12 protein-coding genes are annotated in these 12,731 nt (G+C 74.7%); 5 read left to right on the top strand and 7 right to left on the bottom strand.

Annotated elements, in window-relative coordinates:
- Nucleotides 1-5 precede the first annotated feature (5 nt).
- The 3 genes from LPC08_RS03300 to LPC08_RS03290 are packed head-to-tail and all read left to right on the top strand — an operon-like array spanning nucleotide 6 to nucleotide 2,576.
- Entirely contained in the window at nucleotides 6-1,298 is a 1,293-nt protein-coding gene (locus tag LPC08_RS03300) for a TRAP transporter large permease (protein ID WP_230451320.1), read from the top strand.
- Complete coding sequence (locus tag LPC08_RS03295; RefSeq protein WP_230451319.1) at nucleotides 1,298-2,182, top strand: alpha/beta hydrolase; 885 nt, start codon at nucleotides 1,298-1,300, stop codon at nucleotides 2,180-2,182. Before LPC08_RS03300 ends, LPC08_RS03295 begins: the two co-directional genes overlap by 1 nt.
- A gap of 10 nt (nucleotides 2,183-2,192) precedes the next feature.
- Nucleotides 2,193-2,576 (top strand): RidA family protein, encoded by a 384-nt coding sequence (locus LPC08_RS03290; protein ID WP_230451318.1) that lies wholly within the window; start codon nucleotides 2,193-2,195, stop codon nucleotides 2,574-2,576.
- Between the two features lie 49 nt (nucleotides 2,577-2,625).
- On the opposite strand, the gene LPC08_RS03285 is transcribed toward LPC08_RS03290, so the two are convergent.
- Both LPC08_RS03285 and LPC08_RS03280 read right to left on the bottom strand, forming a co-directional pair.
- On the bottom strand, nucleotides 2,626-3,690 hold the full coding sequence (locus tag LPC08_RS03285; protein ID WP_230451317.1) for a tripartite tricarboxylate transporter substrate binding protein: 1,065 nt from the start codon (nucleotides 3,688-3,690) through the stop codon (nucleotides 2,626-2,628).
- Between the two features lie 92 nt (nucleotides 3,691-3,782).
- Nucleotides 3,783-4,772 carry a quinone oxidoreductase family protein gene (locus LPC08_RS03280; RefSeq protein ID WP_230451316.1) on the bottom strand — a complete coding sequence of 330 codons (990 nt, stop codon included), beginning with the start codon at nucleotides 4,770-4,772 and terminating at the stop codon, nucleotides 3,783-3,785.
- 90 nt (nucleotides 4,773-4,862) lie between these two features.
- Here LPC08_RS03280 and LPC08_RS03275 point away from each other — a divergent pair, with 90 nt between their 5' ends.
- Complete coding sequence (locus LPC08_RS03275) at nucleotides 4,863-6,023, top strand: mandelate racemase/muconate lactonizing enzyme family protein (RefSeq protein ID WP_230451315.1); 1,161 nt, start codon at nucleotides 4,863-4,865, stop codon at nucleotides 6,021-6,023.
- A 577-nt stretch (nucleotides 6,024-6,600) separates the two neighbouring features.
- Here LPC08_RS03275 and LPC08_RS03270 read toward each other — a convergent pair.
- The 5 genes from LPC08_RS03270 to cobD all read right to left on the bottom strand — a co-directional run bounded on the left by LPC08_RS03270 (nucleotide 6,601) and on the right by cobD (nucleotide 11,653).
- Nucleotides 6,601-7,494 (bottom strand): hemolysin family protein, encoded by an 894-nt coding sequence (locus LPC08_RS03270; protein ID WP_230451314.1) that lies wholly within the window; start codon nucleotides 7,492-7,494, stop codon nucleotides 6,601-6,603.
- Entirely contained in the window at nucleotides 7,491-7,991 is a 501-nt protein-coding gene (ybeY, locus tag LPC08_RS03265; protein ID WP_370643287.1) for an rRNA maturation RNase YbeY, read from the bottom strand. The genes LPC08_RS03270 and ybeY overlap by 4 nt, the downstream gene beginning before the upstream one ends.
- On the bottom strand, nucleotides 7,975-9,021 hold the full coding sequence (locus LPC08_RS03260; RefSeq protein WP_230452970.1) for a PhoH family protein: 1,047 nt from the start codon (nucleotides 9,019-9,021) through the stop codon (nucleotides 7,975-7,977). Before LPC08_RS03260 ends, ybeY begins: the two co-directional genes overlap by 17 nt.
- A 62-nt stretch (nucleotides 9,022-9,083) precedes the next feature.
- Nucleotides 9,084-10,478, bottom strand: coding sequence for a tRNA (N6-isopentenyl adenosine(37)-C2)-methylthiotransferase MiaB (gene miaB / locus LPC08_RS03255; protein WP_230451312.1), 1,395 nt, complete (start codon nucleotides 10,476-10,478; stop codon nucleotides 9,084-9,086).
- A gap of 194 nt (nucleotides 10,479-10,672) precedes the next feature.
- The gene (gene cobD / locus LPC08_RS03250; RefSeq protein ID WP_230451311.1) at nucleotides 10,673-11,653 is read right to left on the bottom strand and encodes a threonine-phosphate decarboxylase CobD; all 981 of its coding nucleotides are present in this window, start codon (nucleotides 11,651-11,653) and stop codon (nucleotides 10,673-10,675) included.
- Between cobD and cbiB the strand changes: the two genes are divergently transcribed.
- Nucleotides 11,636-12,670 (top strand): adenosylcobinamide-phosphate synthase CbiB, encoded by a 1,035-nt coding sequence (gene cbiB, locus LPC08_RS03245; protein ID WP_230451310.1) that lies wholly within the window; start codon nucleotides 11,636-11,638, stop codon nucleotides 12,668-12,670. The genes cobD and cbiB overlap by 18 nt on opposite strands.
- The last annotated feature ends 61 nt before the right edge of the window (nucleotides 12,671-12,731 follow it).

The following is a 12,731-nucleotide window of genomic DNA, read 5'->3' as shown; positions in this document are numbered from 1 at the left end:
CGCGCATGAGCCTCTCCCTCGCCGTGCTGCTCGGCGTCTTCGTGGTCGCGGCGCTGCTGCGGCTGCCGGTGGTGCTGTCCATGTTCGCCGCCGGCATCGCCTATCTCTGGGCCAGCGGCCAGGATGTCGGGCTGCTGGTGGACCAGACGCTGAACAGCCTCTTCACCATGTCCGTGATGCTGGCCGTGCCGCTGTTCATCCTGACCGCCAACCTGATGAACGCCGCCACCATCTCCGACCGGCTGTGGTCGGCGGCGAACCTGCTGGTCGGGCGCCTGCCCGGCGGGCATGGCCATGTCACCGTGCTGATGAACCTCGTGATGTCCTCGATGACCGGCTCCGCCGTTTCCGACGCGGCGGGGGCGGGGATGGTGGCGATCCGGCAGATGCGCAGCCAGGGCGGCTATCCCGGCGGGCTGGCGGTGGCGGTGGCCTCGGCCGCCTCGCTGCTCGGGCCGATGATCCCGCCCTCCATCCCGATGGTGCTCTACGCGCTGATCTCCGGCGCCTCGATCGGGTCGCTGTTCCTGGCCGGGATCGTGCCCGGGCTGCTGATGGCGGCCTCCATCTCCGCCCTGATCCTGCTGATCGCGAAGCGCCGCGGCCTGCCGCGGGCGGAGAGCCTGCCCTGGCGCGAATGGCCGGGCGTGCTGGGGGCGACCGCCATCCCGCTGACCCTGCCGCTGGTGCTGCTGGGCGGCATCTGGAGCGGCGTCTTCACCCCCACCGAGGCGGCGGCCTTCGCCGCGCTCTGGGCGCTGCTGATCGGGGGCGTGATCTACCGCACCATCGGCTGGCGGGCGCTGCGCGAGGTGTTCCGCGAATCCTCGCGCCAGTCGGCGGTGGTGATGATGCTCCTCGTCTCCTCCTTCCTCATCAACTACGCCATCACCAACGAGGGCGTGGCGGACGGGCTGGCGCGCTGGTTCGCGCAGGCCGGGCTGTCGCCGCTCGGCTTCATGCTGCTGGTGAACCTGCTCTTCCTGGTGCTGGGGACGGTGCTGGACGCCTCGGTGATGCTGATGGTCTTCGTCCCCGTGCTGCTGCCCACGGTGCGGGCGCTGGGGATCGACCTGACCTATTTCGGCGTGGTGGTGATCCTGAACTTCATGATCGCCATCATCACCCCGCCCTACGGGCTGATCCTCTTCGTCCTGTCCACGCTGACGCGGGTGCCGATGCGCGAGATCAACCGCGAGATCTGGACCTTCTGCGTGCCGCTGACCGTCGTGCTGCTGGTGCTGATCGTCTTCCCCGGCATCACCCTCTTCGTGCCGCGCCTGTTCGGGATGCACTGATGGAGACCGTCCTGCGCCACGGCTTCCGCCTCGCGCGGCAGCCCGACCCGCCCGTGCCGGCGGCGCTGGCCTATGCCGACGCGGCGCTCGCCGCCTCCGCCGCGCCGATGCAGGGGCTGATGGCCCTGCGCGACCTGCGCTTCGGCGGGGCGCCGTGGCAGTCCTTCGACCTGTTCGGCCCGCATCCGGACGGCACGGCGCGGCCGGTGCTGGTCTTCCTGCACGGCGGCGGCTGGGTCAGCGGCCACAAGGAGTGGTGCGGCTTCCTCGCCCCCGGCGCGGCGGCGGCCGGCGCGCTGCTCGCCGCGCCGACGCACCGGCTGGCGCCGGAACACCGGCTGCCGACCCAGCTCGGCGACCTGATCGCGGCATTGCGCGCGATCCGGGAGCGGGTGGGGCCGTTCGGCGGCGACCCGGACCGGCTCCTCCTCGCCGGGCATTCCGCCGGCGGGCACCTCGTCTCCCTCGCCGCGCTGCGCCCCGAGGCCCTGTCGGCGGGCGGGGTCGATCCCGGCGCCATCCGCGGGCTGCTGCCGGTCAGCGCCATCCTCGACCTCGTGCATCCCGACCCGGCGCCCGGCAGCCTGGAGGCGATGGTCTATTCCACCGTCCTGGCCGACCCGGCCGAGGATGCCGCCAGCAGCCCGCTCCGCCTCGCGGATCGGTTGCGCGTGCCGCTGCACCTGTCCTGGGGCGCATCGGACACGCCGCGCGTGCTGCGCTCCAACCCCGCCATGGCCGAGGCGCTGCGCGGCACGCCCTGGCTGCGCGGGGCGGAGGCGGGGGCGGGGCTGGACCATTTCGGCACGCACCTCGCCCTGCGCGACCCGTCCCATCCCTGGTTCGGCGCGCTGCGGCGAATGATCGAGGAGACGCCCGCATGAGAGGTTTGGCATGAGGGAAGAGATCGCGACCGGCCTGCCCTCGCTGGGCCAGCCCTTCTCCTGGGCGGTGGCGGCGAACGGCATGGTCTTCACCGCCCACGGCCCCGTCACCGCCGAGGGCCGCATCCTGGAGGGCGATATCGCCGCCCAGACGGAGCTGACCCTGCGCAACCTGGAGACCGCGCTGCGCGCCGCGGGCGGCAGCCTGGACGACGTGGTGCAGGTGACGCTCTACATCCTCGACGTCGCGGACATGAAGCCGGTGGACGCCGTCTACGCCCGCCACTTCCGCCAGCCCTGGCCCAACCGCTCCACCGCCGTCGTCGCCGGGCTGGTCGCGCCGGGGATGCGGATCGAGCTGATGGCGACCGCCGTGCTGCCGGCACGGCCATGACCGCCAGGGCCCGGCGCCGGTCCGGGGTCCGCCGGCGGGCCCGTGCCGCTCAGCCCTCTGCCTTGATCCCGAGCTCCTGCACCAGGGCGACGTAGCGCGCCTGCTCGCGGCGCATCTGGTCGGCGAACTCCCCGGGCGGGCCGCCGGCGACCTCCGCCCCCAGCAGGCCGAGCCGGTCGCGCACCTCCTTCTCCGCCAGGATCGCGTTGACCGCCGCGTTCAGCCGCGCCACCGCCGCCGGCGGCGTCCCGGCCGGGGCCAGCAGACCGCCCCAGGAGGTGGCGCCGTAGCCCGGGAAGCCCTGCTCGGCGATAGTGGCCAGGTCCGGCAGCAGCGGCGAGCGCCGCGGCCCGGCCAGGCCGAGCAGCCGCAGCGCGCCCGCCTGGACATGCGGCTGCACGGCGGCATAGGCGTCGAACATCATCTGCGTCCGCCCGGCCAGCAGGTCGGCATGGGCGGCGGTGGAGCCGCGATAGGGCACGTGCTCCATCTCCACCCCGGCGCGGCGCAGGTAGTCCGCGGCGAAGATGTGCGGGTTCGAGCCATTGCCCGAGGAGGCATAGGCCGCCCGCCCGTCCTGGGCCTTCGCCCAGGCCGCGAAGCCCTTCGCGTCGCGCGCCGGGTGGCCGGCCGGGACCACCATCACCAGCTGCACCTGCGCCGTCATCACCACGGGCGCGAAATCCGCCAGCGGGTCGTAGGGGATGGTGGGGAACAGTGCCTTGTTCACCACGTGGCTGCTGGCGATCATCGCGAGCGTGTGGCCATCCGCCGGCGCCTTGGCCACCGCGTCGGTGCCGATGATGCCGGAGGCGCCGGGGCGGTTCTCCACCACCCCAGGCTGGCCCAGCACCGGCCGCAGCCGCTCGGCCACCAGCCTTGCGGTGATGTCGGAGGCGCCACCCGCCGTGTAGGGCACGACGATCCGGATCGGCCGGTCGGGCGACCAGTCCGCCCCCGGGGCACCCTGGCCCCGCGCGAGTCCCGGCGCGGCGAGCAGGGGAAGCGCCAGCAGGGCGCGGCGCGGCAGGGCGGCCGGCGGCGGTCCTCCCCCCTCCGGCCGGGATGCGCCTGCTGCGGGGCGGAGGGGCTTGGCGGGGACAGGGGCGGACATGGCGGGTTTCCTCGGCCGGGGCCTCGATGGCCCCGTTGCGCGGCGCGCAGGATGCCGCCCCCGGTCCCGGCAGGAAATGGGCGAGGCGGCCGTCAGCCGATGATGAGGAGGGGCTTGCCCACCATCCGCCGGCTCTCCAGCGCTTCGTGGGCGTGCTCGACGGCGTCGAAGCCGTAGCGGCCGGCCTCCTCGATCGACAGCGCGCCGTCGAGCAGCGCGGCGAAGATGTCGGCCGCCCGGCGCCGGATGGTGGCGGCATCCGGCAGGTGGTCGGCGAGGCGGGGGCGCGTCAGGAACAGCGACCCGGCCTCGCCGAGTTCGATGGGATCGAGATCCCGGACGCTGCCTCCCACGCTGCCGAAGCTCACGACCAGCCCCCTGGTCCACGCGGCGCGCAGGCTGTCGCGCAGGGTCGGCCGGCCGATCGGGTCGAAGACGACGTCGACGCCGCGGCCGCCGGTCAGATCCCGCACGGCGTCCGCGAAGCGGCCGTCCTCATAGAGCAGGGCGGCGGCCGCACCACGCCGCCGGGCGACCTCCGCCTTGGCCGGCGTGCTGGTGGTCGCGTAGACCGTCGCGCCCAGCCGGCCCCCGAGTTGCACCAGGAGCTGCCCGATCCCGCCCGAGGCTGAGTGCACGAGGCAGGTGACGCCGGGCCCCAGCCGGCCGAGGTCGTGGGCCAGGTAGTGGGCCGTCAGCCCGTGGAACATCGCCGCGGCGGCGCGTTCCAGCGGCAGCGCGTCGGGCACGGGCACCGTCCGCCAGGCGGGGACGACGGCGAAATCGGCGTAGCTGCCCCAGACCAGGCAATAGGCCACCCGGTCCCCAGCCCGGAACTCCCGCACCCCGTCCCCGATGGCGGCGACGGTGCCGGCCCCCTCGATGCCCAGCGTGGTCGGCAGCGTCTGGGGATAGGTCCGGGAGCCCGCGTACTTCCCCTGCCGCGTATGGATGTCCATGAAGTTGATGCCGGAGCAGGCCAGCCGGATGAGCACCTCCCCGGGTCCGGGGCTGGGGACCGGCAGGTCACGCCGGATGAGGACCTCCGGCCCGCCGTATCGGTCGATCTGTATGGCCCGCATGGCCCTGCCCCCCTGCCCCGGCTAGCATTCCACCCGATGGCGGCCGGCGGGGGAATAGGTCCGCTGCGCCGCCCGCCGGGAGGGAACGGGATGGACGACCTGCGCATCGCATCCGTGCGCCACTGGCTGGTGCGGGTGCCCTTCCGCAAGCTGATCGAATGGGGCTCCGGCACGCGCAGCGGCGCGACGCGGCTGGTGGTGCGGATCGAGACGGCGGGCGGGGTGGTCGGTTGGGGCGAGAGCATCTGCCTGCTCGACGCCATCCCCGCCGTGCTGGAGCGCATCGTCGCCCCCCTCGCCCTGCAGCACCGCGCCGACGAGGCGGAGGCGCTCCACCGCCACGTCCTCGGCGCCGGCTACTACCACCACAAGCGCGCCGCGGTGATGGCCATGGCGGCGGTGGAGATGGCGATGTGGGACGCGCTGGGACGCGCCACCGGCCGGCCGCTGCACGCGCTCTGGGGCGGGCGCTTCCGCGAGAAGGCGGAGATGGTCGCCTATCTCCTCGCCGCCGATCCGGGTGCCGCGGCGGAGACGGCGGCGGAGTTCCTCCGCCAGGGCCACCGCTCCTTCAAGGTGAAGATCGGCATGTCGGAGGCGACGGACATCCCCCTGGTCCGCGCCGTGCGCGAGGCGGTGGGCGACGCGCCCTTGCGCGCCGACGTGAACGGCGCCTGGACCCCCGGCACCGCGCGGCGGCAGCTGCACAAGCTGCTGCCCTACGACCTAGCCTGGGTGGAGCAGCCGCTGGAGCTGGACGACCTGCTCGGCCATGCCGAGCTGCGCCGCGCCCAGCCGGTGCCCATCGCCCTGGACGAGAGCGCCTACACGCTCCAGGACGTGGGCAACATCGTCCGCATGGGCGCGGCCGACGTGGTGCTGCTGGACCCGCACGAAGCGGGCGGTCTCTGGCCCGTCGTCAAGCAGGCCGCCATCTGCGAATCCGCCGGCATTCCCGTGACGCTGCATTCCGGGGGCGAGCTGGGACTGTCCCAATCGGCCTACCTGCATCTCGCCGCCTCGATTCCCAACATGTCCCTCTCGATCGACACGGAGCACACCTATCTCGGCGGCGACATCGTGGCCGAGCGCTTCACGCTGGAAGAAGGCTGCTTCCGCGTCCCCACCGGCCCCGGCCTGGGCGTGACGGTGGATGAGGACGCGCTGCGACGCTTCAGCGTGGAACGGATCGAGGGGGCCTACCTCGACCCGGCCCGGCCCGGCTGGTTCCCGCTGAAGCCCGCCTACTGATACGGATGGCGCGATGCGCTGATCCGTGCCGGCACGAGGTGCGCCCGTGGCCCGGGGGCAAGGCGCTGCCTCGCCCCCGTACCCCCACTCCGCCAGGACCCTGCGGGCCCTGGACCCGATCGGCGCTGCCGCGCAGATGACTGCGACGGGGTCACAGCGCCGAGGAGCTTGGCTCCTCGGCGGGTACGGGGTCGGCTTTCGCTGACGCCTTCTGAAGCTTTTTCGGAGTCCCGCCTGTCCGCGGTCCGTCAAGGTTCAGCCCGGAGGCGGACGCCTACCGGAAGCACCAGACTCCCAGCGGGGACCGGGGCCCGCTTGTGGCCCCGGCAGGGGAGGGTCTGGGAGGGGACGGCGTCCCCTCCCGGTCCGACGCCCGAACACCACAGCACCACGGGTCAGGTCATCCATCCGTCGGTCCGACAGGGCCGGGCGGGCGCCGCCCACCCGCCGGCCGACGCCGCGCACTTGGTCGGCACACCCCGCGGCTGTTGCCAGCCTGCGGGCGCGGCCCGGGGAGGGTGCCGACAGCCAGGACTCCAGGGAGAAACCGGAGGCGCAGGCAAGCGCTGGCGGCGCGCTACTCTGCTGCCTGGGCGGCCGCCGCATCCAGGGATGGGGGGCGGCGCACGCGCAGGCGCCGGATGCGGCGCGGGTCCGCCTCCAGCACCTGGAACTCCAGCCCGGAGGGGTGGGAGATCAGCTCGCCCTTGGTCGGCACCCGGCCGGCAAGGTTGGAGACCAGCCCGCCCACCGTGTCGATGTCCTGGATCCGCTCCTCGGCCGTCAGGGTCGGGCCCAGCCGCTCCTCCAGATCCTCCACCGGCATGCGGGCATCAAGGTCGATCGAGCCGTCCGGGCGTTCCACCGCCTGGGGCGCGTCCTCCTCGTCATGCTCGTCGGCGATGTCGCCCACGATGGTCTCGACCAGATCCTCGATGGTGACCAGGCCGTCGATGCCGCCGTACTCGTCCACCACCAGCGCCAGGTGGATGTGCGCCTGGCGCATCTGCAGCAGCAGGTCGAGCACGGGGACCTGGGGGACCACCAGCAGCGGCTTGCGCAGGATGGCGGAGAGGCTGAAGGGCCCCTCCCGTCCCACCGCGCCGAAGACGTCCTTGATGTGGACCATCCCCACCACGTCGTCGAGGTTCTCGCGGTAGACGGGCATGCGCGAATGACCCTCGCGCTGGATCAGGCGGATCGCCTCCTCCAGCGTCAGCGTCTCCGGCATGGCGACGATGTCCGCGCGCGGCACCATCACGTCGAGCGCCGTCTTGCCGCGCAGCTTGAGGACGTTGCCCAGCAGCACGCGCTCGGCCGCGTCCAGCTCCGGCAGGCCGTCCGGCGCCTCGCCGTTCTCCTGGCCCTCCATCAGGGCCTCGAAGCGCTCGCGGACCGTCTCCGCCTCGCGCTTGCGGGTCAGGGCGCCCAGCCACCACAGCAGGCCGCGCTCGGGGGAAGCCTCGCTCATGCCAGCCCCCGCCAGGGGTTGGGCAGGGCGAGGCGGCGCATGATCCGCGCCTCCGCCCGCTCCATGCGCCGGGCTTCCCCGGCGCGCAGGTGGTCGTGGCCGGCCAGGTGCAGCGCGCCATGGGCCACCAGATGCGCCAGATGGGCGTGGACCGGCCGGCGCGCCGCACGGGCCTCGCGCTCCACCACTCCCAGCGCCACGGCCACGTCGCCCAGGAAGGGGGCGTCCCCACCCGGGGGGGATTCCGCCGGGAAGGACAGCACGTTGGTCGGCTTGACCTTGCCGCGGTGCTCGCCGTTGAGGCGCTTGACGGCGCGGTCATCGGCCAGCAGCACCGTGACCGCGCCCCGGACGCCGGCCTCCGCCAGCGCCGCCGCGGCGGCCGTCCGGGCCAGGCGCTCGGCCCGCGGCACCGCCGCCCGCCACCGTGGCTCCGCCACGATGACGTCTATGTCCGAGTCCCCGGCCTCGCCGGGGACGCTACTCGACGGGTCCATCCCGCTCCTTCCCACGCGCCGGGCGCCCTCTGCCCCCGGCCGCCTTCTCGTCGAACCTGGCGTAGGCGGAGACGATCCGCCCGACCAGCGGGTGCCGCACCACGTCGCCCTCGGCGAAGCGGGAGACCCCGATGCCCTCCACCCCGTCCAGGATGGACAGGGCCTGGACCAGCCCGGAGGCCTGTCCCGGCGGCAGATCCACCTGGGTGGGGTCGCCGGTGATGACCATCCGCGTGCCCTCGCCCATGCGGGTGAGGAACATCTTCATCTGGGCCGGCGTGGTATTCTGTGCCTCGTCCAGGATGGCGAAGCAGTGCGCCAGCGTCCGGCCGCGCATGAAGGCCAGCGGCGCGATCTCGATCTCCCCCCCGGCGATCCGGCGGGCGACCTGATCGGCCGGCAGCATGTCGTGGAGCGCGTCATAGAGGGGGCGGAGGTACGGGTCCACCTTCTCCTTCATGTCGCCGGGCAGGAAGCCCAGCCGCTCCCCCGCCTCGACCGCCGGTCGCGACAGCACGATGCGGTCCACCCGCCCCGCGAGCAGCATCGCGACCCCCTGCGCCACGGCCAGGTAGGTCTTGCCCGTGCCGGCGGGACCGATGCCGAAGACCATCTCGTGCTTCGTGAGCTGGTCCATGTAGGCGGCCTGGGCGGGCGAGCGCGGGCCGATGGCGCCCTTGCGGGTGCGGATCGCCGGTAGGTCGGCGAGCGGCAGGCGCGGGTCCTCCGCCTCCGCCGGCCCCGCGAAGCGCAGCGCGGCCTCCACCTCGGCCGGGCCCACCGGCTCGCCGCGCTGCAATCGCTTCCACAGGCCCCGCAGGACCCCCTCCGCCGCCTCGGTCGCCTCGCCGCTGCCGCTGACGCTCACCCGGTTGCCGCGCGCGGCGATGCGCACGCGCAGCTTCTGCTCGATGCGCGCGACGTTCCGGTCGTGCTCGCCGAGGAGGAGCGGCAACAGGGTGTTGTCGTCGAAGGTCAGGGCGACGGAGCGGGTGCCCGGCGGCGCGTCGGCCAGCAGCGGGCGGGCCAGGGCCCGGGGGTCAGACCGGGGATCGCTCCCTGGGGTGGGGCGGAAGGTGATGGCGGGGCTGCTCAAGCGGCGGCGTGCTCCTGGACGTCCAGAGTGGCGGAGAGGGAATTGGGGTGGGCCGCGGTCAGCCGCACCCGGGCCAGGCCGCCGATCAGGGATGCGGGGCCGGTGAAATGCACGGGCTGCAGCCAGGGGGTGCGCGCGGCGAGCTGGCCGGCGTGCCGGCCCGTGCCGGTGACCAGCACGTCGCAGTCGCGCCCGACGCAATCGGCGTTGAACGCCGCCTGCTGCGCCCGCAGCAGGGCCTGGAGGGATTGCAGCCGCGCGTCCTTCTCCGCCTCCGGCACCTGGAGCGGCGCGCCGGCCGCGGGCGTCCCGGGACGCGGGGAGTACTTGAAGGAGTAGGCGAGCGCGAAGCCCACCTCCTCCACCAGCTTCATCGTGGCGTCGTGGTCCGCCGCCGTCTCGCCGGGATGGCCGACGATGAAGTCGGAGGAGAGGGCGATGTCCGGCCGCGCCTCCCGCAGCCGGTCCACGACGCGGCGGAACAGCTCCGCCTTGTGGCCGCGGTTCATCGCGGCCAGCACCCGGTCGGAGCCGGACTGCACCGGCAGGTGCAGGAAGGGCATCAGCGCCGGCACCTCGCCATGGGCGGCGATCAGGTCGTCATCCATGTCGCGCGGGTGGCTGGTGGCATAGCGCAGCCGCTCCAGCCCGGGGATCTCGGCCAGCGCCCGCAGCAGCCGGCCCAGCCCCCAGACGCGGCCGTCCGGCGCCTCGCCATGATAGGCGTTCACGTTCTGCCCGAGCAGCGCGACCTCCCGCGCCCCCTGGGCCACCAGCCGCCGCGCCTCGGCCAGCACGGACTGCACGGGGCGGGAGAACTCGGCGCCGCGTGTGTAGGGGACGACGCAGAAGGAGCAGAACTTGTCGCAGCCCTCCTGCACCGTCAGGAAGGCGACCGGCCCCTGCGGCGCGCCCGCCTCCGGCAGGTGGTCGAACTTGTCGTCGGCGGGGAAGTCCGTCTCGATCACCTGGCCGGCGGCGCGGGCGACGCGGGCGACCATCTCCGGCAGGCGGTGATAGGTCTGCGGCCCCAGCACCATGTCCACCCAGGGGGCGCGGGCGGTGATCTCCGCCCCCTCCGCCTGGGCCACGCAGCCCGCCACGGCGATGATGGTCGCCTTGCCCGCCGCCGCGCGCTCCTTCTTCGTCTCGCGCAGGCGGCCGAGGTCCGAGAAGACCTTCTCCGACGCCTTCTCCCGGATGTGGCAGGTGTTCAGCACCACCATGTCCGCCTCGGCCGGGTCCTCCGTCGGCGCATAGCCGAGCGGCGCCAGCACGTCCGCCATCCGGGCGCTGTCGTAGACGTTCATCTGGCAGCCCCAGGTGCGGATCAGCAGCCGCTTGCGCGGCGCGCCGGGGGAGGTGCCAGAGGGGATGGGGCAGTCGGTCATGCGCGGCGGAAACCCTTCCGAACCGGCCAACGGGCCGGGTCGGCGCGGCATGTGCGGGCCGCGCGGGCGGGGGTCAAGCGACTCCGTGTGACAGGAGGTCTGCCGTCATTGCGGCGAGCCTCGCGGAGAAGCCCGCGCCGGGTCAAGCCATGCCTGCCCGGGTCGCCGGAAGGTGAGGGCCGGCGGCGGTCCGGTCAGCCCGGCCGCAGCACCGCCTCCAGCCGCTCCCAGGCTGCCGCCCCGCCCGGCAGGCCGAAGCGCAGCCAGCGCGGCCGGGCCGGGAAGCGCCGCACCAGGATGCCGGCGCGGCCGAGCCGGTCGAACCAGCCGGGCGCGTCGCCCTCGGCCAGCCGGAACAGCCGCGTGCCGGCCAGGACCCGCAAGCCCGCGGCATCCAGCAGCGCGTCCAGCCGCGCGGCGTCCCGCGACAGCCGCGCGGCCGCCGCCTCGCGCCAGGCCGCATCCGCCAGCGCCTGCCGCCCCGCCGCCAGGGCGGGGCCGGAGACGGCCCAGGGGCCCAGCGCGCCGCGGATCGCGAGGGCCGTGCCGGGGTCGGCCAGCGCGAAGCCGAGGCGCAGCCCCGCGAGGCCGTAGGTCTTGCCGAAGGAGCGCAGCAGAACGAGTCCCGGCCGTGGCAGGCACGGCGCGAGGCTGGGCGCCCCGTCCTCAAGGTCGGCGAAGGCCTCGTCCACCACCAGCCGGCCGACCTGCCCGGCCAGGGCCAGCAGCGCGGCGGGGTCGTGCCGGCGCCCGTCCGGGTTGTTGGGATGGACCAGCACGGCGACCTCCGCCCCGGCCAGCTCCTCGAGCCGCTCCGCCTCCTCCACCGTCGCGCCGGCGCCGGCCCAGGCGGCGGCGTGCTCGGCATAGGTGGGGCCCAGCACCCGCACCCGCCGTGCCGGGAACAGGCGCGGCAGCAGCCCGATCAACGCCTGGGTGCCCGGTGCCGCCGCCACCATGGCCGGATCCGGCGCGCCATAGGCGCGGGCGGCGGCCTCCCGCAGCGCCTGCTCCGCCTCCGGCTCCGGCAGCCGGGTCCAGGCTTCGGGCGGCAGCGGCGGCATGGGATAGGGGTGGGGGTTGATCCCGGTCGAGAGGTCCAGGAAAGGCTCCGGCGCGCCGGGGAAGAGCCGCCGCGCCGCGCCCAGCCGCCCGCCATGCTCCAGCCCGCCCATGCCGCCCCTCCCCCGTACCCGGACCCCGCAGCCCTGACTCCCGCCGACACCCTGCCCATCCTGGCCGGCGCCCTGCTGATCGAGGCGGCCTTCGGCTACCCCGATGCGCTGTTCCGCGCCATCCGCCACCCCGTGGTCTGGGCGGGCGCGCTGATCGCCGCGCTGGACCGGCGCTGGAACGGGCCGGAGCTGTCCGCCGCCGCGCGCCGCCGCAACGGCGTCGGGGCGCTGGCCGTGCTGGTCCTGGCCGCCTCGGTGCCGGCCGGGCTGTTGCAGGCGGCACTACTGGCCTGGCTGCCCTGGGCGGCGGCGATCCCGCTGCTGGCTCTGCTCGCCGCCAGCCTGCCGGCGCAGCGCAGCCTGGAGCAGCATGTCCGCGCCGTGGCCGAGGGGCTGGACCGCGGCGGCCTGCCCGCCGGGCGCGAAGCCGTCTCCCGCATCGTCGGCCGCAACCCCGCGACCCTGGACGAGGCGGGCGTCGCCCGCGCCGCCATCGAGAGCCTGGCGGAGAACTTCTCCGACGGGGTGGTGGCGCCGGCCGTCTGGTGCGGGCTGCTGGGCCTGCCCGGGGCCTGCCTCTACAAGGCGGTGAACACGGCCGACAGCATGATCGGCCACCGCACCCCGCGCCACGAGGCCTTCGGCTGGGCCGCCGCACGGCTGGACGACCTGATCAACCTGCCGGCCTCCCGCCTCACCGCCCTCTGGCTGATCCTGGCGGCGGCGCTGCTGCCGGGTGCCGACCCGGCCGGCGCCTGGCGCGCGGTGCGCCGCGACGCCCGCCGCCACCGCTCGCCCAATGCCGGCTGGCCCGAGGCCGCCATGGCCGGCGCCCTGGGCCTCCGCCTGGCCGGGCCGCGCGTCTACGGCGCCGTGCGGGTGGAGGATGCCTGGATGGGCGACGGCCGCGCCGAGGCCACCGCCTCCGACCTACGCCGCGCGTTGCGGCTCTACCGCCTGGCCTGCGCGATCCAGCTCGCCGCCGTGCTCGGACTGGCCGTCCTCGCGCTGGGGTGAGGCGGGAGAAGACCAGCTCCGCACGCGGCGGCGAAGCCCCCTCCCCCACGCGCCTGCCGGG

Origin of the sequence: Roseomonas sp. OT10, assembly GCF_020991085.1 — a bacterium.
Lineage (GTDB): Bacteria > Pseudomonadota > Alphaproteobacteria > Acetobacterales > Acetobacteraceae > Roseomonas > Roseomonas cutis.
This window is presented reverse-complemented; position numbering and strand designations above follow the sequence as displayed.

Coding starts and splice junctions, on each gene's coding strand:
- LPC08_RS03300 (WP_230451320.1), top strand. CDS start 6: ATGAGCCTCTCCCTCGCCGTGCTGCTCGGCGTCTTCGTGGTCGCGGCG.
- LPC08_RS03295 (WP_230451319.1), top strand. CDS start 1,298: ATGGAGACCGTCCTGCGCCACGGCTTCCGCCTCGCGCGGCAGCCCGAC.
- LPC08_RS03290 (WP_230451318.1), top strand. CDS start 2,193: ATGAGGGAAGAGATCGCGACCGGCCTGCCCTCGCTGGGCCAGCCCTTC.
- LPC08_RS03285 (WP_230451317.1), bottom strand. CDS start 3,690: ATGTCCGCCCCTGTCCCCGCCAAGCCCCTCCGCCCCGCAGCAGGCGCA.
- LPC08_RS03280 (WP_230451316.1), bottom strand. CDS start 4,772: ATGCGGGCCATACAGATCGACCGATACGGCGGGCCGGAGGTCCTCATC.
- LPC08_RS03275 (WP_230451315.1), top strand. CDS start 4,863: ATGGACGACCTGCGCATCGCATCCGTGCGCCACTGGCTGGTGCGGGTG.
- LPC08_RS03270 (WP_230451314.1), bottom strand. CDS start 7,494: ATGAGCGAGGCTTCCCCCGAGCGCGGCCTGCTGTGGTGGCTGGGCGCC.
- ybeY (WP_370643287.1), bottom strand. CDS start 7,991: ATGGACCCGTCGAGTAGCGTCCCCGGCGAGGCCGGGGACTCGGACATA.
- miaB (WP_230451312.1), bottom strand. CDS start 10,478: ATGACCGACTGCCCCATCCCCTCTGGCACCTCCCCCGGCGCGCCGCGC.
- cbiB (WP_230451310.1), top strand. CDS start 11,636: ATGCTCCAGCCCGCCCATGCCGCCCCTCCCCCGTACCCGGACCCCGCA.
- cobD (WP_230451311.1), bottom strand. CDS start 11,653: ATGGGCGGGCTGGAGCATGGCGGGCGGCTGGGCGCGGCGCGGCGGCTC.